The following is an 18,885-nucleotide window of genomic DNA, read 5'->3' on the forward strand; positions in this document are numbered from 1 at the left end:
TAGCATTTTGATAATATTTACGATGCACAATTAAAATATAGGAGGTCCTTTTCAATGGCTTTAGTTTCAATGAAAGAGATGCTTGAAAAAGGTAAAAAAGAAGGCTATGCAGTTGGACAATTCAACATTAATAACTTGGAATTCACGCAAGCTATTTTACAAGCAGCTGAAGAAGAAAAATCACCTGTTATTTTAGGTGTTTCCGAAGGTGCAGCTAAGTACATGGGTGGATTTACTACAGTTGTACATATGGTTAAAGGATTAATGGTGGACTATAATATTACGGTTCCAGTTGCAATCCACTTAGACCATGGTTCAAGCTTTGAAAAATGTAAAGCTGCAATCGATGCTGGATTCACTTCTGTCATGATTGACGCATCACACCATCCTTTCGAGGAAAACGTTGAGATTACTTCAAAAGTAGTTGAATACGCTCATGCTCACAATGTGTCAGTTGAAGCAGAGCTAGGGACTGTTGGTGGGCAAGAAGACGATGTAATTGCTGACGGAGTTATTTATGCTGACCCTACTGAATGTGCGGATCTAGTTAAACGTACTGCTATTGACTGTCTGGCTCCTGCTCTTGGTTCTGTACACGGTCCATATAAAGGAGAACCGAATTTAGGGTTTAAAGAAATGGAGGAAATATCTAAGTTAGCTGATTTACCATTAGTGCTACATGGTGGTACAGGGATCCCAACAAAAGATATTACTCGTGCTATTTCTTTAGGTACTGCTAAAATTAATGTTAATACTGAAAACCAAATTTCAGCTACAAAAGCAATTCGTGAGTATTTGGCTGCAAATGAACACCAATACGATCCACGAAAATATTTAATTCCAGCGCGTGATGCGATTAAAGCAACCGTAATTGGAAAAATGCGTGAGTTCGGAAGCTCTAACAAAGCATAAGAAATATAAATAGATATAAAGGAGAAGTGCTCGACTTATAGGCTCTATCTTAGGCTTTGAATCTGAGAAACAGAGTTAAAAAAGAGAGCCTTCTCCTGTTTTTCCATCATGAGGAGGATATTATTAATATGAAATTTTTTATCGATACAGCAAACTTTGACGAAATTAAAGAAGCACATTCATGGGGAGTTATTTCTGGAGTTACAACAAACCCATCATTAGTTGCAAAAGAAAACATTTCTTTTCATGATCGTTTACGTGAAATCACAGCTTTAGTAGATGGCTCTGTAAGTGCAGAGGTTATTGCACTAGATGCAGAAGGTATGATTAAGGAAGGTAGAGAATTAGCTGCCATTGCACCAAACATTACGGTAAAGCTTCCAATGACACCAGAAGGATTAAAGGCCTGCTCTGTATTTCGTTCAGAAGGCATCAAAACGAATGTAACGCTTATCTTTAGTGCAAACCAAGCTTTAATGGCGGCACGCGCAGGCGCAACATATGTATCCCCATTCTTGGGTCGTTTAGACGACATTGGCCATGACGGTATGGAATTAATAGCAAAAATCTCAACTATTTTCTCCATTCATAACATCGATACAGAAATTATTGCTGCATCGATTAGACATCCACAACATATTACTGATGCAGCATTAAATGGTGCACATATTTCCACTACTCCATTTAAAGTTTTAAAACAGCTTTTCAATCACCCTTTAACTGACAAGGGGATAGAAGGTTTCTTAGCAGATTGGAATAACCGTAAAAGCGAGTAACAACACGAAGGAGAACATTATGGAAGTTTATAAAATAAAAGGAGGAAAGAGCCTCCGAGGCACGATTAAAGTAAGTGGTGCAAAAAACAGTGCAGTAGCCCTTATACCAGCTTCGTTAATGGCGAATTCTCCTGTTACGATAGAAGGCTTACCTGAAATATTAGATGTTTTCACATTAAAGGAAATTCTAGAAGAGGTTGGAGCCAAAGTGACCTTCTCTAATGGGACAATGGTAATAGACCCTACTAATGTGGTAGATATGCCAATGCCTAACGGAAATATAAAGAAATTACGCGCTTCCTATTACTTAATGGGTGTGATGTTAGGTAAATTTAAGAAAGCGGCAATTGGCCTTCCTGGAGGGTGTCATTTAGGCCCAAGACCTATAGATCAGCATATTAAAGGCTTTGAGGCATTAGGTGCAGAAGTTAGCAACGAGCATGGCGCAATCTATTTAAGAGCAGACGAGCTAGTAGGCTCTAAGATATATCTAGATGTTGTCAGCGTTGGTGCTACTATTAATATTATGCTTGCTGCAGTTCTTGCAAAAGGCAGAACTATTATTGAAAATGCCGCAAAAGAGCCTGAGATTATTGATGTTGCTACTTTATTATCAAATATGGGTGCTAACATAAAGGGAGCAGGGACGAACGTCATCCGCATTGACGGGGTAGAAGAACTACATGGTACAAAACACACCATCATCCCTGATCGAATTGAGGCAGGGACATTCATGATTATGGCGGCCATTGCAGGAGATGGTGTAACCATTGATAATGTTATTCCTTTCCATGTTGAGGCATTAACTGCCAAACTGCGAGAAATAGGTATTACGGTAGAAGAGCAGGAAGAGAAAATTTTTATACCAAAAGCAGAAAACTTACAATCGGTAGATGTTAAGACGCTCGTGTATCCAGGCTTTCCTACAGACTTGCAACAACCATTCTCAGTATTGTTAACTCAGGCTGCGGGTACTTCTGTTATTACAGATTCCATATACTCAGCACGTTTTAAACAAATCGATGAGCTTCGTCGAATGAATGCAAATGGTCGAGTGGATGGTAGAACTGCAGTCTTAACAGGTCCTGTTAAGCTTGAAGCCGCAACTGTCCGAGCTAGTGACCTTCGAGCAGGTGCTGCTCTCGTATTAGCAGGGCTGATAGCTGAAGGTGAAACTGAAATCCAAGATATCTATCATATTGATAGAGGATATAGTTCACTTATTGAGAAATTGCAAGGTCTTGGAGCAGATATAAGACGAGTGGAAGTTCAAGAAATTGAAGTAAATAAAGGATAAATTTGAAGGATGGAGGTACCCTTACCTCCTCTTTTCTTATTTGACAAATATGCTACAATGATATCGGAAGAAACAAAGTTGTATATTTATACACAAACCGTAAAACGGGAGGCACAAACTAAATGGAACGTAGTTTATCAATGGAATTAGTCCGAGTAACAGAAGCAGCCGCAATTGCATCTGCCCGATGGATGGGACGCGGATTAAAGAATGAAGCAGATGATGCAGCAACTACTGCAATGCGAACAGTATTTGACACAATTCCAATGGAGGGTGTCGTAGTAATTGGGGAAGGTGAGATGGACGAAGCACCAATGTTATACATTGGAGAAAAGCTTGGACATGGCACAGGAGGTCCTCAAGTCGATGTAGCAGTAGATCCTTTAGAGGGTACTAATATCGTAGCTTCTGGAGGCTGGAATGCTTTAGCAGTTCTAGCAATTGCAGATCGCGGAAATTTACTTCATGCACCAGATATGTATATGGAAAAATTGGCAGTAGGACCTGAATCGGTTGGCCAAGTAGACATAAACGCATCTGTACTTGATAATTTACGTGCTGTAGCACGTGCAAAAAACAAAGATATTGAAGATGTTGTAGCTACAATCTTAGGCCGCAACCGTCATCAAAAAATAATTGATGAAATTAGAGCTGCAGGGGCTCGTATCAAGTTAATCACTGATGGAGATGTCGCTGGAGCTATTAACACTGCTTTTGACGATACAGGCGTAGATATCTTATTCGGCATGGGTGGAGCTCCAGAAGGAGTTATCTCAGCTGTTGGATTAAAATGCTTAGGCGGAGAAATTCAAGGTAAGCTTGTCCCACAAGATGAAGCAGAGCTTGAAAGATGTAAGAAAATGGGGCTAGATGTCAATAAGGTTTTACGTATGAATGACCTTGTTAAAGGCGATGATGCAATCTTCGCTGCAACTGGAGTTACTGATGGAGAGCTTCTTCGAGGAGTACAATTTAAGGGTGCCTTTGGTTCAACCCATTCCATTGTAATGCGTGCGAAATCCGGAACTATTCGTTTCGTAGAAGGCCGTCACAGTTTAAACAAAAAACCGAATTTAGTACTATAAAACTAAACTTCTTTGTATACCCGATAGTCCGCTATCGGGTATCCTCTAAATAAACTTCTTTCCTTTTAATCCAGTAAAGTAAACAATAAAATATAGTAAAGAGTGGTGCGTGCTAATGACACAAACAACAATTAATGAATTAGAGAATATGACGCTAAAAGAGCTCTATACTCTCGCGCGCAAGTACAAAATAGCTGCTTATAGCAAATTATCAAAAAAAGAACTTATTTTTGCAATCTTAAAGTCTCGCGCAGAGCAAGAAGGCTTTTTCTTCATGGAAGGTGTCTTAGAAATTATTCAGCAGGAGGGCTTTGGTTTCCTACGACCTATTAACTATTCTCCTAGCTCTGAAGATATTTATATTTCAGCTTCACAAATCAGAAGATTTGATTTGCGTAATGGCGACAAAGTAACTGGAAAAGTACGTCCTCCAAAAGAAAGTGAACGATATTATGGACTTCTTCATGTAGAGCTTGTGAATGGAGAAGACCCAGAAATCGCAAAAGAGCGAGTACATTTTCCGGGGCTTACACCTTTGTATCCCGATCGTCATATCAAATTGGAAACGACACCAGAGAAACTATCTACCAGAATTATGGATTTAGTAGCACCAGTTGGATATGGTCAACGTGGACTGATCGTGGCACCACCAAAAGCCGGGAAAACATTGTTGATTAAAGAGATTGCTAATGCAATTACTACGAACCATCCAAATGCTGAGCTAATTGTACTGTTGATAGACGAGCGTCCAGAGGAAGTAACGGACATTGAGCGTTCTGTTAAAGCTGATGTAGTAAGCTCAACCTTTGATGAAGTACCGGAAAACCATGTCAAGGTTGCTGAGCTTGTATTAGAAAGAGCTATGCGTCTCGTAGAACACAAACGCGATGTTATCATTCTAATGGATTCTATTACTCGTTTAGCGCGTGCCTATAACCTTGTCATTCCGCCAAGCGGACGTACTTTATCAGGTGGTATTGACCCAGCGGCATTCCACCGTCCAAAACGCTTCTTCGGTGCTGCCCGTAATATTGAAGAGGGTGGAAGCTTAACAATTCTAGCCACTGCTTTAGTAGACACTGGATCGCGTATGGATGAAGTTATTTATGAGGAATTTAAAGGTACAGGTAATCTAGAGCTTCACTTAGACCGTAGTCTTGCCGAGCGCCGAATCTTCCCTGCGATTGACATCCGTCGCTCCGGAACGAGAAAAGAAGAATTACTTATACCTAAAGACCAGTTGGATAAACTATGGGCTATTCGTAAAACATTTTCAGATTCTTCCGATTTTGCAGAGCGTTTCTTAAAAAAGCTTCGTCAATCTAAAACGAACGAAGGCTTCTTCGAGCAATTAACCGAAGAAATGAAAGCACATCGTAGCGGGAAAGTAACACTTTAAAGTTAAAATACAGTAAAATATCTGTAAGAATAAAAGAGGGTTCTGACATTAGTCAGGACCCTCTTTTAAACGTTTTTATTTGATTGGCTTCAAAGATTCCAACAAATCTTTTGTCTCTTGATAAGTAACTGATCCGCTCACTTGGCTCACTACCTCATAAATATATTCATCTTTGCTTCCAATGAAATGAGTACCTGTAAGATTACTTAGCTCATATGATCTCCATTCTATTCCGTTTACAGTAAAAGTTTCTTTCATTTCTCCCTTATCTTTTTCAAAATCACTGGTAGTACGAATAAGAGAATTTTTATGATATGTTCGTAGGTAAAATACACCTAGGTCATTCTTATACGTATACGTAAGATACCCATGGTTAAAGTTTTGATATTTCTCATACATTGCTGAGAAGATTTCAAGATCAGGATGATTGAATTCATATAAAAAAGGTAAATCCTTACGAAGTAATTCCAGAACTTCGTCCCTATCTTCTTTAATAGCGTCAGCTTGGGCTACCATTTCTATTTCTTCTTCTTTTGGATCAGGGTGTAAAAATTCCTTTTTGACGAAAGGTTTAAAGCCATCTAGTTTTGGTACAAATTCTTGTAGATTAATCTCACTATTCACGACTAAATATTCAGGATGAAGATAACTAGCTAGTTCACCATTTATATCATACGTTTCGTATTTAATTAAGATTCCAGTATCTTTATCTACCCAAAAACGGAATGTGTCAATAGTTCCTATCATGTTAAATCGACTTTTCACTTGGTCATCGATTTTTCCGTTTAGAACAATAGTGTTATGATCTAACAATGCTTCATTTTGTTTTTCAATTTCCCATAAACTCATATTTCTTAAATAAATAGAGGCTTCTTCATAGGGGAATAAGGATATGCCTGATCCGCCGATTGGTGGCCGTTCCCTAAAATCGTTATCAGATTTATATATATCTTTTAAGCTAATACTAAGCGCTTCCTCAAGAGTTAACGCATCTTGAGTTGGTGCCTGTTGATAGTCATTGACAAAATAAGTCTTGGTATCATTATATTTTATCCAAATTTTTTCGTTATTATAATTGATTTCTTGAATCAATTTTTCGTCAAATAAATTTGTACTTTTTTCATAGCCGCCAATTTCATTTTTTATACTTACTTTAAACTCAGTGATATCCTTACTATCTGAATCATCAGCATAAATGTCATAATTTACAAATTTACCGGTTGCTGTATCAAAATTATCTACTGAATTTAACATCTTTAAAAAAACATCCTCTTTTGTCATATCTTCAAAAGATTCTTCCTTGGCAGGTGGTTTAATAAAAGACATTTCGTTTTCTGGGACATTTAAAACATTCTCACTGGTGTTATTTAAAAAAACAGTTTGGTTTTCTGTAGATAAAATCCCTAATTCACTCAAAATAAAATAACTTATTCCTAAAAAAAACAGACAGGTTGCACCTAGAGGTAATAGAAAGTGAATAGTTGGCTTTAGATTAAACCGTTTCTTTTTTCTATTTTCTATTGCTTGTCTTACTTTTTCTTTATTTTTTTCATTAAAATCAATGTCCTTTAAAACAGTTTGGTTCATATTATCTGTAATATTTTTAAATATCTTATCCATTTATTTTGCTCCCTTCTAGTGAATTTTTTAACAAAAGTCGAGCCCTATGTAGTCTGGACTTAATTGTTTGTAAGCTGAGATTTAATAAGTCAGAGATTTGGTTATAAGACATCTCTTCGTAATAATATAAAATAACAATTTCTCGATACTTCACTGGTAAGCAAAGAATTTTTTCAGAAATCAATTGTTTATCTTCTAAACTGATGATTTCCATTTCAGGCGATTTATTTGTACTCTTTGTTTTTGAAAAAAATTCTGTCAGGACGATATTTCTAAAAGACCAACTTCTTAACTTATCCTTACACAAGTTCACCGTGATTCTGTATAACCATGTCTTATAAGAAGACTCATAACGAAAGTTGTCTAGGTTTTCGTAACATTTTATAAATACTTCTTGTGCAATATCTTCAGCGAGTTGCTTCTGCTTCATATAAGTGAATGCTAAACGAGCTACATTTTCACCAAATTCATTCATTAACCATTCAAGTTTTTCCTCACTACTTATGTCCCTTCTGTCTTCCACTTTTATATCTTCTTTTTGAACCATCCTCTACACCCTTTCAATTGTTAGACGAAGCAAGTTCTATTTGGTTGTAAGAAATTTACCACAGAGTTTTGTTTTTATAGCTGGTTATTATTTAATATTAAATGATTATTTTTATTCAACTAAAGTCATGAAGGATTATCTAGTGTTTTATTGAACTTAATAACAGAGGCGGAGGCAAGTCTAAAAACTGTTGCCAGAAAGGAAACTAATAATGAAAAAGGTTGAAATTGATAATATCATTGGTAAATTTAAAAATGAAAATATAAAGATGGAAGGTATTACAGAACTAGGTGAGGGAGCTTGGCATAAGGTCTACAGGGTAGAGAGGAAAAACGAGGATGACCTTGTACTAAGGGTTAGGAAAAAGATAGCTTATGGGGAAATTCAAGCTTTTAAGGATATTGACTTAATTACTGAATATGAATCTGCAAAGGCTTATTACTTACAAGCAAATCAGTGTATGGATTTAATAAGTCCTTCTTTCTATGAATATTACATGGATGATTCCTTAGTTTTTAACATTGAAAGTTATATGGGTGGTGAAAAAACTTTTAAGAGCCTTGAACTTTCTGAAGCATTTGAAGTAGGAGAGAAAATCGGAAACTTTCTTAAAATAATGCACGGAAAAAATCCTGATTTAAATGGGTACGGCAATCTTGAATGGAATGGTGAGCGTCTTGAAGGAGAGTTACAACAAGAAGTAAGTCAAATTTGGCAAATGGATAATGACTTTTATATAAGAATATTAAACAAGTTGAAAGATACCAATTTATCATATAATCGCGATAAAGTTGGAAATATGATATTAAAATTAATAGAAGATAGAAGGAAATGCCCACAAAAGATATCTCTGGTCAACCAAGATGTAACACCAGAGAATATTATATTTAATATAGATAACCTTTCTATTATTGATCCATATCCAAGATTAGATTTTGATATGAAATATGCTGGTTTTTTCGTTTTTTGTTATAACTTCCTTCTTCCAGCCTATTCAAATACGGATAGATATAAAAAACACTCTTATAATCAGTATTCAAATATATTGACACGTATTGCAGAAGGTTTTATTGAAGGCTATATAGAGGGCAATGATTATTTTTATAAGAATTTATTGGATGAATACATCTTGTGGATATTATTAGAGGCTTATGAGCACTATGAGATATTAAATGAAGATGTCTTAAATTCTAAGGTGAGGCAACAAATGGGCGATGAAGAGATGATTAAGAATAGATTAGCACTATGCTTAAAGGAATTAGAAAATGCAGCATCTGATAATGCTTTTCCTTATTTAAATTACAAGATGGAATAGTTATGTTATCGCTAACAAATGAAGAATAAGAATAAATACTGCAAACTTTTTCGCCTGCACACTCGTCTAATGTGCGAAAAGGGGGGAAGACGGTGGAAGAATTATTTGTAGCAGATGCTAAATCAACGAATTATGAGCAGCTTATCGATGAATTGATGAACACATATGGTCAAGATATATTGCAGCTAGTATATGCTTATGTACATAATGAAGCTCTGGCAGAGGATTTAACGCAAGAAATTTTTGTGAAGTGCTTCAAGGGGCTACCAACCTATACTGGGCGGTCATCCATTAAAACATGGCTGTGGCGTATTGCCATCAATCATGCCAAGGACTATTTAAAAAGCTGGTACAACCAGAACGTAAAGGTAACAGAAGATGCTATTTTAAGTAGAGCAACTATATCTTCAAGTGTTGAACAAGTCATTGTACAACAGGACGAGGATACAGAACTTACAGCAGCTGTTATGAACTTACCTATTAAATATCGTGAAGTGATCTTTTTATTTTATTTTGAAGAATTATCTATTAAGGAAATTGCAGCCGTCTTACAATGTAACGAAAATACAATTAAAACAAGGCTACGCAAAGGTAAATTATTATTAAAGGGTATATTGGAGGGGTCCGAATGGAAGAGAGATTAAAAGGATTAAAAAAAGCCATGAAAAATACTACGTTTGAGAGCCTACAATTTTCGGAGGAACTTCAGCAAAAAGTGAACGATCAAATCAGACAAATCTCTCCAGTTGCTTTAACAGAAGTAATATTACCTTTTTTAATAGAGTCAAAGACTGGTAGAGAGCTAGCAGAGATTCTACATATAACGGGGGAAAAATCTATCCTTTCTAATGAGGGCTGCATATATACCCATCTTCATCAGGCAGAACAAAACGTAATAATAGATTCCTTTTGGGCAGAAGACGGTGAAAAATATTATAGATTATCGAAAAAAGGTAAGAAACTATTGCAAAAAGAGTGTCCTTCACCATCTAATCGTTTCTCTCTTAAGCAGTTATTTCTAGAGGTGACCACCGATGAACATTAAGCAATATTTAGAGTCGGTTGTAGCCCATATTCGCTCCAAAGAGGCAAAGGTCTATGTGGAAGCTGAGCTAGCTAAACATATGGAACACTCGAAAATGGCTTGGATGACAAAAGGATATACGGAAACAGACGCAGAAGATAAAGCAGCATCAGAAATGGGCAGTCCTATCGAGCTTGGTAAATCATTGAACAAGGTCCACAAGCCTAAAATAGATTGGCTACTCCTATCTTTATTCATCGGAATATTATTTCTTAGCTTTTTGCCGATTTTAGCTTTACATCAACCACAGTATGATTACAGATTTGGTCATATGATTCCTTTATTTTTGTCTAATCATATACTTCATATAATTCTTGGATTTGTCGTAGCTATTGGATTGATGTATTTTGATTATCGAAAGTTTGCGCAATGGGGTTATATTTTTTACGGTATAGGTTCTTTATTTATTATATTCTTATATGTTTTTCACAACACTCAAATAAACGGTGAAGTAATGTTTGAGATAGGTTCATTAAAATTGCAGGTTTGGATGGCTATTCCGCTATACTTCATTGCCTGGTCAGCATTGTTTACTAAAGAAACCTTTGCACTATGGCAAGGGATTGTGTTAGTGTCGCTATCATTCCTTTTGTTTAGCTATATAGCAAATTTGTCGGCATTATTTATTTACAGTGTACTTGTTGGCGTGTTATTTATGTATAGTAAATTTTCTAGAAAGCAAAAAGTTATAGTAGTCGGAGCTGTGGCGACTTTAATCATTAGCTACATAATATTTATGTGGCTCAGCTATCAAAATGGCATTATAGAGAACTATCAGATTGCACGTTTATTAGGTTATTTAAATCCAATTGCTTATGCTGAAGATGCGGGTTATATGTATGTACTGCTCTCTGATCTTCTACAAGGAGCAAAATGGTTTGGCTCTGGAACTTCCCATACCATTCCAACCGCTCATACAGATTTGGTGTTTGGACATTTAATACAATCCTATGGTTTAGCCTTAGCTCTTGGAATAGTGATAATTTTAAGCTTATTCGTTATTCGCTTTATACGAATCTCTGCTATGACAAAGCATTCCTTTGGTAGACTACTGATTATAGGATGTATTACAATTTTCTCTACACAATTCATATATACTGTTGCGATGACGCTCGGAGTGGTTCCTATAGTATCTTTGTCACTGCCGTTTCTAAGCTACGGATTTATGCCGACCGTTCTCAATTCCTTCTTGTTAGGGTTGGTTCTCAGTGTCTACAGACGCAAAAACTTTATACAGGATGTATCGTTTTCAAAATTAAATGCAAACTAATGACTTGTATAGAACAAGATGACGTGTTATTATATGATACGTAAGATTATACATTTCTGCTACATATGCGATTGACATCAATCGGATCGTGTAAGGTATCAGTTTCATAACCAACTCTGTTCCAGATGGTTCAGGGCGAGAGGAGAGATAGAGATGAAAGCAGGAATTCATCCCGATTACAAAGAAGCAACAGTATCATGTTCATGTGGTAACACATTCACAACTGGTTCTGTAAAATCAGACATCAAAGTCGAGTTCTGTAACGAATGTCACCCATTCTATACTGGACGTCAAAAATTCGCAGCTGCGGATGGCCGTGTTGATCGCTTCAACAAAAAATACGGAATTAAAGAAGAAACACAAAACTAATAACAAAATACCTGCAGAGCACATAGTGCTTTGCAGGTATTTTTGTTTGTGACAATTCGTCTAAAAGAGTTTCAGGTATTCCACTCGTATGATATAAATAGATAGAAGTAAAATACATAGTCGATAAGTAAGGAGATATATCATGGCTCAACTATTTTTTAAGCATGGCGCAATGAACAGTGGAAAATCAATTGAAATTTTAAAGGTGGCACATAACTACGAGGAACAAAATAAACCAGTCGTTATTTTCACACCTGGTATTGACACTCGAGATGAAGTAGGACATGTCTCAAGTCGAATCGGATTGAAACGTAAAGCTAATGCTATTTTTGATGACACGGACCTATTTGAATTAGTAAAAGAAATTGATCCAAAACCGTATTGTGTGCTAATCGATGAAGTGCAATTCCTAAAAAAAGAGCATGTTCTTCAACTTACGCAAATAGTAGATGAGCTTGATATTCCGGTCATGGGCTTTGGTTTAAAAAATGACTTCCAAAACGAAATGTTTGAAGGAAGCAAATATATGCTGATTTATGCCGATAAAATTGAAGAAATGAAAACAATATGCTGGTTCTGCCATCGTAAAGCAATTATGAATCTGAGAGTAGACGAGAAGGGTCACCCAGTATACACAGGTGAACAAATTCAAATCGGAGGCAATGACTCCTATTATCCGGTTTGCCGTAAATGCCACGCTAATCCTCCGCTAACTCATTGAAGTCCGTGATTAAGTAAGTAGGTATTTCATTTGAAAGCCGGGGAACCTTGCGGAGACGGCGACGAACCTTGCGGAGTTCAGCCAGATCCTTGCAGAGACGGAGACAAACCTTGCGGAAATGGTCCAGAACCTTGCAGAGAAGGTTTATTTAAACCTAAGATTGGTAAATGAGTGGGAAGCGAGCGAAATTGCATCTTCGCGAGCCTTTTAATGAAAAGAGCAGTCATCTATTCACTCGTTAGCTTAAAAGCCCTTAATACGCAGTTGAAGCAAAACAGAAAAAGTAGCAAGGACTGTACTTTTTCTTTATAATAGTACTATTAGACACATAAATGAACGAGGTGAGCTCGATGTTTGATCGATTACAATCGGTAGAAGACCGTTATAATAATTTAAATGAATTGCTTAGTGATCCAGATGTTGTCAATGACACAAATAAGCTAAGAGACTATTCAAGAGAGCAATCGAATTTGCAGCCAACAGTGGATGCTTATCGAGAATATAAGGAAGTAAAAAGCCAATACCAAGATGCAAAGCAAATGCTTGATGAAAAGCTTGATGCTGACATGCGAGAGATGGTAAAGGAAGAGGTAAGTGAGCTAGAAGGCCAAATCGCTGAGCTAGAAGAACGCTTGCGTATTTTATTGATACCAAAAGATCCGAATGATGACAAAAACGTTATTATGGAAATTCGTGGAGCAGCTGGTGGTGACGAAGCTGCACTATTTGCAGGTAACTTGTTCCGAATGTACAGCCGTTTTGCGGAGACGCAAGGCTGGAAGATCGATATTATGGAATCCTCACCTACAGGTCTAGGTGGATTTAAAGAGATTATCTTCATGATTAATGGTAACAATGCCTTTTCTAAGATGAAATATGAAAATGGTGCACATCGTGTGCAACGTGTTCCGGAAACGGAGTCAGGTGGACGTATTCATACTTCAACTGCAACTGTTGCAGTACTTCCGGAAGCTGAGGAAGTAGACGTGGATATTCATGAAAAGGATGTGCGAGTGGATACTTTTGCATCTTCAGGTGCCGGTGGACAATCGGTTAACACAACGATGTCAGCTGTTCGTATGACTCATTTACCTACAGGTATTACTGTTTCAATGCAGGATGAAAAATCTCAAATTAAAAACAGAGAAAAAGCAATGAAAATCCTTCGTGCTCGTGTTGCGGACAAGTTTCGTCAAGAGGCACAAGCGGAGTATGATGCAGTTCGTAAGTCTGCAGTAGGTACCGGAGACCGCTCAGAGCGAATTCGTACTTACAATTATCCACAAAATCGAGTGACTGATCATCGTATCGGTTTGACTATTCAAAAGCTGGACCAAATTTTAGAAGGCAAGCTGAACGAAGTCATTGATGCGCTAATTTTAGAGGATCAAGCAGAAAAACTAGAAAGAATGAATGATACGAATGTCTAAGACAATCTATGAGGCCCTAAATCGGGCTTCTTCTTTTTTAGGGGAAAATAATCGTGAAAAAGAAGTAGCCCGCTATCTATTACAATTTGTCCTTGGAAAAAATTATTCGCAGCTTATGATGGCTATGTATGAGGAGATATCCACAGTAGATTTTAATACTTTCTGGAGCTATGTAGAGGAGCATACGACGGGAAGACCCTTTCAATATATTATTGGTCAGGAAACTTTTTACGACCGAGAGTTTTTAGTAAATGAGTCTGTTTTGATTCCTCGCCCAGAAACGGAAGAGTTAATAGAAGAAGTAAAAAAACGCGCATCCGTAATATTTAGAGATGGGGCTCCCCTGCATATAGCAGATATAGGAACAGGGAGCGGAGCAATAGCTGTAACTATTCAAAAAGAAATACCTCATTCTCTAGTAACAGCAACCGATATTTCTGAAAAGGCGCTAGAGGTTGCAAGTCATAACGCTAGGCGACTTGAGGCAACTATTAATTTCAAGCACGGAGATTTATTGCAGCCGATTATGGATGAAAAGTGGGACATAGTGTTATCTAATCCTCCTTATATTGGGCATGATGAAGCTCCATCCTTATCAGATACAGTCATCGATTTCGAGCCACATTTAGCTTTGTTTGCTGAGGAGGATGGATTACAGCTTTATCGAAAAATGGCTGTAAATCTCCCAAGTTTGATGAAAATACCAAGTTTAATAGGTTTTGAGATTGGCTATGAACAAGGAGAGGCAGTAGCAAATATGCTTCAAAAGGCTTTTCCTAATGGGAAGGTAGAGATTGTTAAGGATATCAATGGAAAAAATCGTTTTGTTTTTTGTACAAATGCTGAATAAGATATGAATCTATTGGTAACAATGTTCCTAAGGGAGGAATGTTATATGTTACCAGATTACGAGATAAAAAGAGCAACCTCAGTAGGACAAAAAATTGACGCAACAATTCTATTTGTATGGATGCTATTAGTCATTCAAACATTTTTGTTTTTGTTTATCCACGATACAGAACAAACTGAAGCGATGCGCTTTCGCTTAGTTGCAAATAGTAATACTGTCTACGATCAACAGGTAAAGAAAGAAGTACAGGAAATAATAGCTCCAATGCTTATCAATTACGAGATGAACCCAGAACAAACATATACAGAACTTGAGAAAGTTGTGGAAAGCTTATCATCAAGCTTCCAAGAAAAGATGACAATTACTAAGGGGCAAACTATGTTCCCTCCTAAGGAATGGGAGAGTGGAATTGCTGCTCAAACCAATGTCGAGGCGATTGTCATTTCAATTGGAAGTGGTAGAGGAGACAATTGGTGGTGTGGCCTATTTCCAAAGGCTTGTTATAAAGAAGAAGTAAAAGAGGAAAAGCCTAAGTTTTTTGTATGGGAATGGTTAAAGAAGAAATTTTCCACATAGTTTTCCACAATAATCTGAAAGTTATCAACATTTTGTGGATAAGAATGGAAGAAGGGAGAGATTATGTATGAATACAAAAATTTTAGCTGTGGGTAACTTGTCCACAGAAGAAGCAACTTATGCACAAGCTGTTCATTTATTAGAGTCTGGTGAAGTTGTTGCTTTCCCAACTGAAACGGTTTACGGCTTAGGAGCAGTTGCTACTAATGAACAAGCAGTAGCAAAAATATTTGAAGCAAAGGGAAGACCACAGGATAATCCCCTTATTGTTCATATTGGCTCTAATGAAGAAATTCATGAGTTTATTTCGGATATACCGAAAATAGCGCAGGAGTGCATGGATGCATTTTGGCCAGGACCATTGACGCTGATATTACCATTAAAGCCAGGCATATTAGCGAACAATGTTAGTGCAGGATTGAATACGGTTGGAGTAAGAATGCCTAATCATCCAGTAGCTTTAAAACTATTAAGACAACTAAAGCAACCGGTTGCCGCTCCAAGTGCCAATAGAAGTGGAAAACCAAGTCCGACGAAAGCAAATCATGTATTCCACGATTTAAACGGAAGAATTCCTTCCATAATTGATGGTGGAGTAACAGGAATGGGATTAGAATCAACAGTGTTAGATTGTACTAGTGAAATACCAACTATCCTGCGCCCAGGTGGGATTACGAAGGAAATGCTTGAGCAAGTCATTGGCCCTGTTAATGAAGCTAAGCTGACAGATCGAGCGGAAGCACCAAGAGCGCCAGGGATGAAGTATGCTCACTATGCACCAAATGCTCCTGTTTTTTTAATAGATGCGTCGTTAAATTCTATTCGTAAAGCTATTGAAAGCATACATAGAGAACAAAAAAAAGCGGCTCTAATTGCAACAGAGCAGTTCCAGTTGCCAGAGGCTGACTATTATTTCACATTAGGAAACGACGGCCAAATAGATGAAGCTGCTCATTTGTTGTATCAGGCGCTTAGAAGTTGTGACGATACGGATGCGGATATAGTACTCGTTCCAGTATTTCCGAAAACAGGAGTTGGAGCGGCGATTATGAATCGTTTAGAAAAAGCCGCAAATGGCAAATGGTATTTGGGAAATGACTAAGAAAAGCAAAAAAGACTTTTAAGTGCCATTTCTTATTACAGATACTAGAGAAAATTTAAGAGGACGATCTTGGCGTAAGTCAGGATCAGGCTTCTTCCTTAATTTTTGGTATCCTAAATTATTACCTTATAGATATTCTGGATTAATCGTATATTACATTTTTTCCTTGTTCACTTAACTTTTTTAATGATGTAAGCATATGATTTACTTCTTCGTCGGAATGTCTTTCCCATGAACTTAATTCAGCGATTATTTTCAAAGGAGATTTAGAACGATAAGAACGTGTTGGGTTTCCAGGAAATCTTTTGTCAGTTAAGTTCGGATCATTTTCAAAAAAACCTAATGGTTCTACAATATAAATTCTTTCTTTTGATTTAGATCTTGCCAATTCGGCACCCCATTTAGCAGCATCTAAGGTTGCAGTAAAATAAATATAGTTAGATTTTTTATCTTGGTAATTTGATAAGTGTTGGGCTTCTAATAAATCTCCAATTTTTAGTTCTGCTTTAGTACCATGAAAAAAAGGACCGTTATCTAGGATATCTGTTTTGTCATTCATATACTTATACACTCCTTATATTTTTAGATTTGGAATACTAGTATAGTATGGGGATTATAAAAAGAGTAGTCTATATTTAACCTGTAAGTAATGGTATAATGTAAGTAGAAAGAATGATATTGAACGACAATTACCTTTTTACCTTTTAATTAGCAATAATTTTTTGTGTGAAAAATAATACTTAAGCTTACAGTGCTGTAGTTATACAAGACCATCAACTTGATGGTCTATTTTTACGTCCAAAAACATCAATTAGATATCGGTGGTCCATTGTGTGAAATGTTACACTTAAATTAACGAAGCAGCTTAGAAGGAACTATTCGATGGAACAGAGAACATTACTTAAGATAAAAAGTCTTGCGGAGGAGACAATGAAAAAAACTCTGATTTTTATACTCTTATGTGTATCAATGGTACTTACATCTTGTGTTGGACCATATACATCGACAACGTCTTATTTGAAAATAATAGAAAAAGGTCACTCGGACAATTATAAGGAATACTGGATAAAAGCTTATGACCCGAATAATGACACGGAAGAAGATGCTTTTAAAATCGTTGTAAATGAAGCGCAAAAAAATTACGCCTGTAACTCAAATAGTAAAAAAGATTTTTTACTGTTCTGGGTGAAGAATATTGCAGGCACTTAACCAATTTCCAGAAGGATCTTTAAATCCAAAACCTCCAAATTCGCCTTGTAAATTTAAAGGACCAACTTCAACTTGTTTTCCTTCAAGCCACTCATATAATTCTTTTAAGGAAGGAGTATAAAAGTCAATTACGCTATGAACGATATTAGTATTTGTATTTCTGAATGATAATCCATTAATTTCTTCCGTTTCAACCAAAAAAATCGTTGGAACTCCTTTTGATTTCATAGTAAGCATAGCATTTTTTTCTCCTTGAAAGTGGACTTCGGCACCAAGGATATCGATATAAAACGCTATAGATTCTTCTAAATTAGTAACAGGTATTTCCATTGTTGCAATATGTGATATTAAATTAGTCATAGTAGCCTCCTGTGTTTTGTTTACACATATATTTTTCTACACTCAATTAAGAAATCCCTCTTAAGTTTCAAGCCTTTTATGGAACAAACGTTGCAGGATAATTGAATAAAGAAGATTGAAAGGAAAGTAATTCACACAAAAAAAATGGAGGTATAAAAGGTGGACATATTACTCTGGATATCTATTGGTTTCATAATAATCGGATTTGTTGTTCTCATTTCTATGAAAAAAGGTATGGAAAGTAAGCTCGATTTTATAACAGCAAATAGGGAAGAAGAGGAAAGTTTAACAAAATCTAAATCCATCATTTGGTGGATAGTGAGCACCACAGCTTGGGGAATAGTGAGTATGATCCTTATTGTTTGGTGGTTTCATAATCACTTTGGATAACTGTTGGTTCAATTGTACTTGCAAACGGGTAGCTTTACTTCAAGAAGGAGTAAAGCCTTTTTGCTGCCTTTTGAGGTGACTTTTTCATATTGAACTAACGACGTAGGTTAGTTGAAGAAGAGAGCTCTATACTATAATTGAAAAATTAATGAAAAGCCAAAGGGGGATGACAGCTTGAATATGCAATTTTTAAGTTTTTCTGAAAGACCATTTAAAGGCACTGAACTTATGATGCTCTATAAAAATGCAGGTTGGTGGGAAGAAAGAAATGAGCAAGATATTGAAGAAATGCTAAAACAAAATATATCAATTGGTGCGTGGATTGACGATAATCTTATTGGGTTCGCAAGAGCGATTTCAGACAATAAATTTAGGGCATACATTGAAGATGTAGTTATACATAATGAATTTCAACATACAGGTATAGGAACGAAACTTGTATCAAAATTGTTGGACGAACTCACTCATATTGATGTTATTAGCCTATTTTGTGGAGAAGATTTAATTTCGTTTTACGAGAAAAATAACTTTAAGTTCAGTAAGTCTCAATATGTATTGCATAGAAAATGAAAA

General features: G+C 36.5%; 22 protein-coding genes. 18 read left to right on the forward strand and 4 right to left on the reverse strand.

The window, feature by feature from the left end; translation table 11 throughout:
* Nucleotides 1-54: 54 nt before the first annotated feature.
* From MHB55_RS03620 to rho, 5 genes are all read left to right on the forward strand, one after another.
* Entirely contained in the window at nt 55-912 is an 858-nt protein-coding gene (locus MHB55_RS03620; protein WP_144539716.1) for a class II fructose-bisphosphate aldolase, read from the forward strand.
* A gap of 128 nt (nt 913-1,040) precedes the next feature.
* The gene (fsa, locus tag MHB55_RS03625) at nt 1,041-1,688 is read left to right on the forward strand and encodes a fructose-6-phosphate aldolase (protein WP_144539714.1); all 648 of its coding nucleotides are present in this window, start codon (nt 1,041-1,043) and stop codon (nt 1,686-1,688) included.
* Nucleotides 1,689-1,707: 19 nt separating this feature from the next.
* Nucleotides 1,708-2,985 (forward strand): UDP-N-acetylglucosamine 1-carboxyvinyltransferase, encoded by a 1,278-nt coding sequence (locus MHB55_RS03630; protein WP_144539712.1) that lies wholly within the window; start codon nt 1,708-1,710, stop codon nt 2,983-2,985.
* Nucleotides 2,986-3,107: 122 nt separating this feature from the next.
* Nucleotides 3,108-4,070: a class II fructose-bisphosphatase gene (gene glpX, locus MHB55_RS03635; RefSeq protein ID WP_144539710.1), complete on the forward strand. Its 963-nt coding sequence runs from the start codon at nt 3,108-3,110 to the stop codon at nt 4,068-4,070.
* 115 nt (nt 4,071-4,185) lie between these two features.
* The gene (gene rho, locus MHB55_RS03640) at nt 4,186-5,469 is read left to right on the forward strand and encodes a transcription termination factor Rho (RefSeq protein WP_144539708.1); all 1,284 of its coding nucleotides are present in this window, start codon (nt 4,186-4,188) and stop codon (nt 5,467-5,469) included.
* 75 nt (nt 5,470-5,544) lie between these two features.
* On the opposite strand, the gene MHB55_RS03645 is transcribed toward rho, so the two are convergent.
* Both MHB55_RS03645 and MHB55_RS03650 read right to left on the reverse strand, forming a co-directional pair.
* Nucleotides 5,545-7,089 (reverse strand): hypothetical protein, encoded by a 1,545-nt coding sequence (locus MHB55_RS03645; RefSeq protein ID WP_340862614.1) that lies wholly within the window; start codon nt 7,087-7,089, stop codon nt 5,545-5,547.
* Entirely contained in the window at nt 7,082-7,636 is a 555-nt protein-coding gene (locus MHB55_RS03650; RefSeq protein ID WP_144539704.1) for a sigma-70 family RNA polymerase sigma factor, read from the reverse strand. The genes MHB55_RS03645 and MHB55_RS03650 overlap by 8 nt, the downstream gene beginning before the upstream one ends.
* A gap of 211 nt (nt 7,637-7,847) precedes the next feature.
* Here MHB55_RS03650 and MHB55_RS03655 point away from each other — a divergent pair, with 211 nt between their 5' ends.
* From MHB55_RS03655 to MHB55_RS03700, 10 genes are all read left to right on the forward strand, one after another.
* Nucleotides 7,848-8,951, forward strand: a complete 1,104-nt coding sequence (locus tag MHB55_RS03655) for a hypothetical protein (protein WP_340862615.1) — start codon at nt 7,848-7,850, stop codon at nt 8,949-8,951.
* Between the two features lie 92 nt (nt 8,952-9,043).
* Entirely contained in the window at nt 9,044-9,595 is a 552-nt protein-coding gene (locus MHB55_RS03660) for a sigma-70 family RNA polymerase sigma factor (RefSeq protein WP_340862616.1), read from the forward strand.
* A complete protein-coding gene (gene lstR, locus MHB55_RS03665; protein ID WP_340862617.1) occupies nt 9,580-9,996 on the forward strand; it encodes a lineage-specific thermal regulator protein in 417 nt (138 codons plus the stop codon). Before MHB55_RS03660 ends, lstR begins: the two co-directional genes overlap by 16 nt.
* Nucleotides 9,986-11,305 (forward strand): FtsW/RodA/SpoVE family cell cycle protein, encoded by a 1,320-nt coding sequence (locus tag MHB55_RS03670; RefSeq protein WP_340862618.1) that lies wholly within the window; start codon nt 9,986-9,988, stop codon nt 11,303-11,305. Before lstR ends, MHB55_RS03670 begins: the two co-directional genes overlap by 11 nt.
* A 153-nt stretch (nt 11,306-11,458) precedes the next feature.
* Nucleotides 11,459-11,674: a 50S ribosomal protein L31 gene (gene rpmE / locus MHB55_RS03675; RefSeq protein ID WP_144539694.1), complete on the forward strand. Its 216-nt coding sequence runs from the start codon at nt 11,459-11,461 to the stop codon at nt 11,672-11,674.
* A 142-nt stretch (nt 11,675-11,816) separates the two neighbouring features.
* Complete coding sequence (locus MHB55_RS03680; protein WP_144539692.1) at nt 11,817-12,395, forward strand: thymidine kinase; 579 nt, start codon at nt 11,817-11,819, stop codon at nt 12,393-12,395.
* Between the two features lie 350 nt (nt 12,396-12,745).
* A complete protein-coding gene (gene prfA, locus MHB55_RS03685) occupies nt 12,746-13,825 on the forward strand; it encodes a peptide chain release factor 1 (protein ID WP_144539690.1) in 1,080 nt (359 codons plus the stop codon).
* Nucleotides 13,818-14,675 carry a peptide chain release factor N(5)-glutamine methyltransferase gene (prmC, locus tag MHB55_RS03690; protein WP_340862619.1) on the forward strand — a complete coding sequence of 286 codons (858 nt, stop codon included), beginning with the start codon at nt 13,818-13,820 and terminating at the stop codon, nt 14,673-14,675. The genes prfA and prmC overlap by 8 nt, the downstream gene beginning before the upstream one ends.
* A gap of 45 nt (nt 14,676-14,720) precedes the next feature.
* Nucleotides 14,721-15,251, forward strand: coding sequence for a stage II sporulation protein R (locus MHB55_RS03695; RefSeq protein WP_340862620.1), 531 nt, complete (start codon nt 14,721-14,723; stop codon nt 15,249-15,251).
* 67 nt (nt 15,252-15,318) lie between these two features.
* Entirely contained in the window at nt 15,319-16,353 is a 1,035-nt protein-coding gene (locus tag MHB55_RS03700; protein ID WP_340862621.1) for an L-threonylcarbamoyladenylate synthase, read from the forward strand.
* A gap of 142 nt (nt 16,354-16,495) precedes the next feature.
* Here MHB55_RS03700 and arr read toward each other — a convergent pair whose 3' ends face one another.
* Nucleotides 16,496-16,912: an NAD(+)--rifampin ADP-ribosyltransferase gene (gene arr, locus MHB55_RS03705; protein WP_191696660.1), complete on the reverse strand. Its 417-nt coding sequence runs from the start codon at nt 16,910-16,912 to the stop codon at nt 16,496-16,498.
* A 323-nt stretch (nt 16,913-17,235) separates the two neighbouring features.
* Between arr and MHB55_RS03710 the strand changes: the two genes are divergently transcribed.
* Nucleotides 17,236-17,562, forward strand: coding sequence for a hypothetical protein (locus MHB55_RS03710; RefSeq protein ID WP_340862622.1), 327 nt, complete (start codon nt 17,236-17,238; stop codon nt 17,560-17,562).
* Here the strand turns inward: MHB55_RS03710 and MHB55_RS03715 are convergent.
* Nucleotides 17,527-17,922, reverse strand: coding sequence for a VOC family protein (locus tag MHB55_RS03715; protein ID WP_154311481.1), 396 nt, complete (start codon nt 17,920-17,922; stop codon nt 17,527-17,529). The genes MHB55_RS03710 and MHB55_RS03715 overlap by 36 nt on opposite strands.
* Nucleotides 17,923-18,081: 159 nt before the next feature.
* On the opposite strand from MHB55_RS03715, the gene MHB55_RS03720 reads away from it, so the two are divergent.
* Together MHB55_RS03720 and MHB55_RS03725 are read left to right on the forward strand one after the other, a co-directional pair.
* Nucleotides 18,082-18,312 carry a hypothetical protein gene (locus tag MHB55_RS03720; protein WP_340862623.1) on the forward strand — a complete coding sequence of 77 codons (231 nt, stop codon included), beginning with the start codon at nt 18,082-18,084 and terminating at the stop codon, nt 18,310-18,312.
* A gap of 180 nt (nt 18,313-18,492) precedes the next feature.
* Nucleotides 18,493-18,882: a GNAT family N-acetyltransferase gene (locus MHB55_RS03725; RefSeq protein ID WP_144540038.1), complete on the forward strand. Its 390-nt coding sequence runs from the start codon at nt 18,493-18,495 to the stop codon at nt 18,880-18,882.
* The last annotated feature ends 3 nt before the right edge of the window (nt 18,883-18,885 follow it).

This window comes from Psychrobacillus sp. FSL K6-1267, from assembly GCF_038003265.1.
In the GTDB taxonomy this organism is placed as follows: Bacteria; Bacillota; Bacilli; order Bacillales_A; family Planococcaceae; genus Psychrobacillus; species Psychrobacillus faecigallinarum.

Excerpts from the sequence above, each read along its gene's own strand:
- arr (WP_191696660.1), bottom strand. The coding sequence starts at position 16,912 with ATGAATGACAAAACAGATATCCTAGATAACGGTCCTTTTTTTCATGGT.
- MHB55_RS03650 (WP_144539704.1), bottom strand. The coding sequence starts at position 7,636 with ATGGTTCAAAAAGAAGATATAAAAGTGGAAGACAGAAGGGACATAAGT.
- rho (WP_144539708.1), top strand. The coding sequence starts at position 4,186 with ATGACACAAACAACAATTAATGAATTAGAGAATATGACGCTAAAAGAG.
- MHB55_RS03715 (WP_154311481.1), bottom strand. The coding sequence starts at position 17,922 with ATGACTAATTTAATATCACATATTGCAACAATGGAAATACCTGTTACT.
- MHB55_RS03680 (WP_144539692.1), top strand. The coding sequence starts at position 11,817 with ATGGCTCAACTATTTTTTAAGCATGGCGCAATGAACAGTGGAAAATCA.
- fsa (WP_144539714.1), top strand. The coding sequence starts at position 1,041 with ATGAAATTTTTTATCGATACAGCAAACTTTGACGAAATTAAAGAAGCA.
- rpmE (WP_144539694.1), top strand. The coding sequence starts at position 11,459 with ATGAAAGCAGGAATTCATCCCGATTACAAAGAAGCAACAGTATCATGT.
- prfA (WP_144539690.1), top strand. The coding sequence starts at position 12,746 with ATGTTTGATCGATTACAATCGGTAGAAGACCGTTATAATAATTTAAAT.
- MHB55_RS03620 (WP_144539716.1), top strand. The coding sequence starts at position 55 with ATGGCTTTAGTTTCAATGAAAGAGATGCTTGAAAAAGGTAAAAAAGAA.
- MHB55_RS03725 (WP_144540038.1), top strand. The coding sequence starts at position 18,493 with ATGCAATTTTTAAGTTTTTCTGAAAGACCATTTAAAGGCACTGAACTT.
- MHB55_RS03630 (WP_144539712.1), top strand. The coding sequence starts at position 1,708 with ATGGAAGTTTATAAAATAAAAGGAGGAAAGAGCCTCCGAGGCACGATT.
- lstR (WP_340862617.1), top strand. The coding sequence starts at position 9,580 with ATGGAAGAGAGATTAAAAGGATTAAAAAAAGCCATGAAAAATACTACG.
- glpX (WP_144539710.1), top strand. The coding sequence starts at position 3,108 with ATGGAACGTAGTTTATCAATGGAATTAGTCCGAGTAACAGAAGCAGCC.
- MHB55_RS03695 (WP_340862620.1), top strand. The coding sequence starts at position 14,721 with ATGTTACCAGATTACGAGATAAAAAGAGCAACCTCAGTAGGACAAAAA.
- MHB55_RS03645 (WP_340862614.1), bottom strand. The coding sequence starts at position 7,089 with ATGGATAAGATATTTAAAAATATTACAGATAATATGAACCAAACTGTT.
- MHB55_RS03700 (WP_340862621.1), top strand. The coding sequence starts at position 15,319 with ATGAATACAAAAATTTTAGCTGTGGGTAACTTGTCCACAGAAGAAGCA.
- MHB55_RS03670 (WP_340862618.1), top strand. The coding sequence starts at position 9,986 with ATGAACATTAAGCAATATTTAGAGTCGGTTGTAGCCCATATTCGCTCC.
- prmC (WP_340862619.1), top strand. The coding sequence starts at position 13,818 with ATGTCTAAGACAATCTATGAGGCCCTAAATCGGGCTTCTTCTTTTTTA.
- MHB55_RS03710 (WP_340862622.1), top strand. The coding sequence starts at position 17,236 with ATGGAACAGAGAACATTACTTAAGATAAAAAGTCTTGCGGAGGAGACA.
- MHB55_RS03655 (WP_340862615.1), top strand. The coding sequence starts at position 7,848 with ATGAAAAAGGTTGAAATTGATAATATCATTGGTAAATTTAAAAATGAA.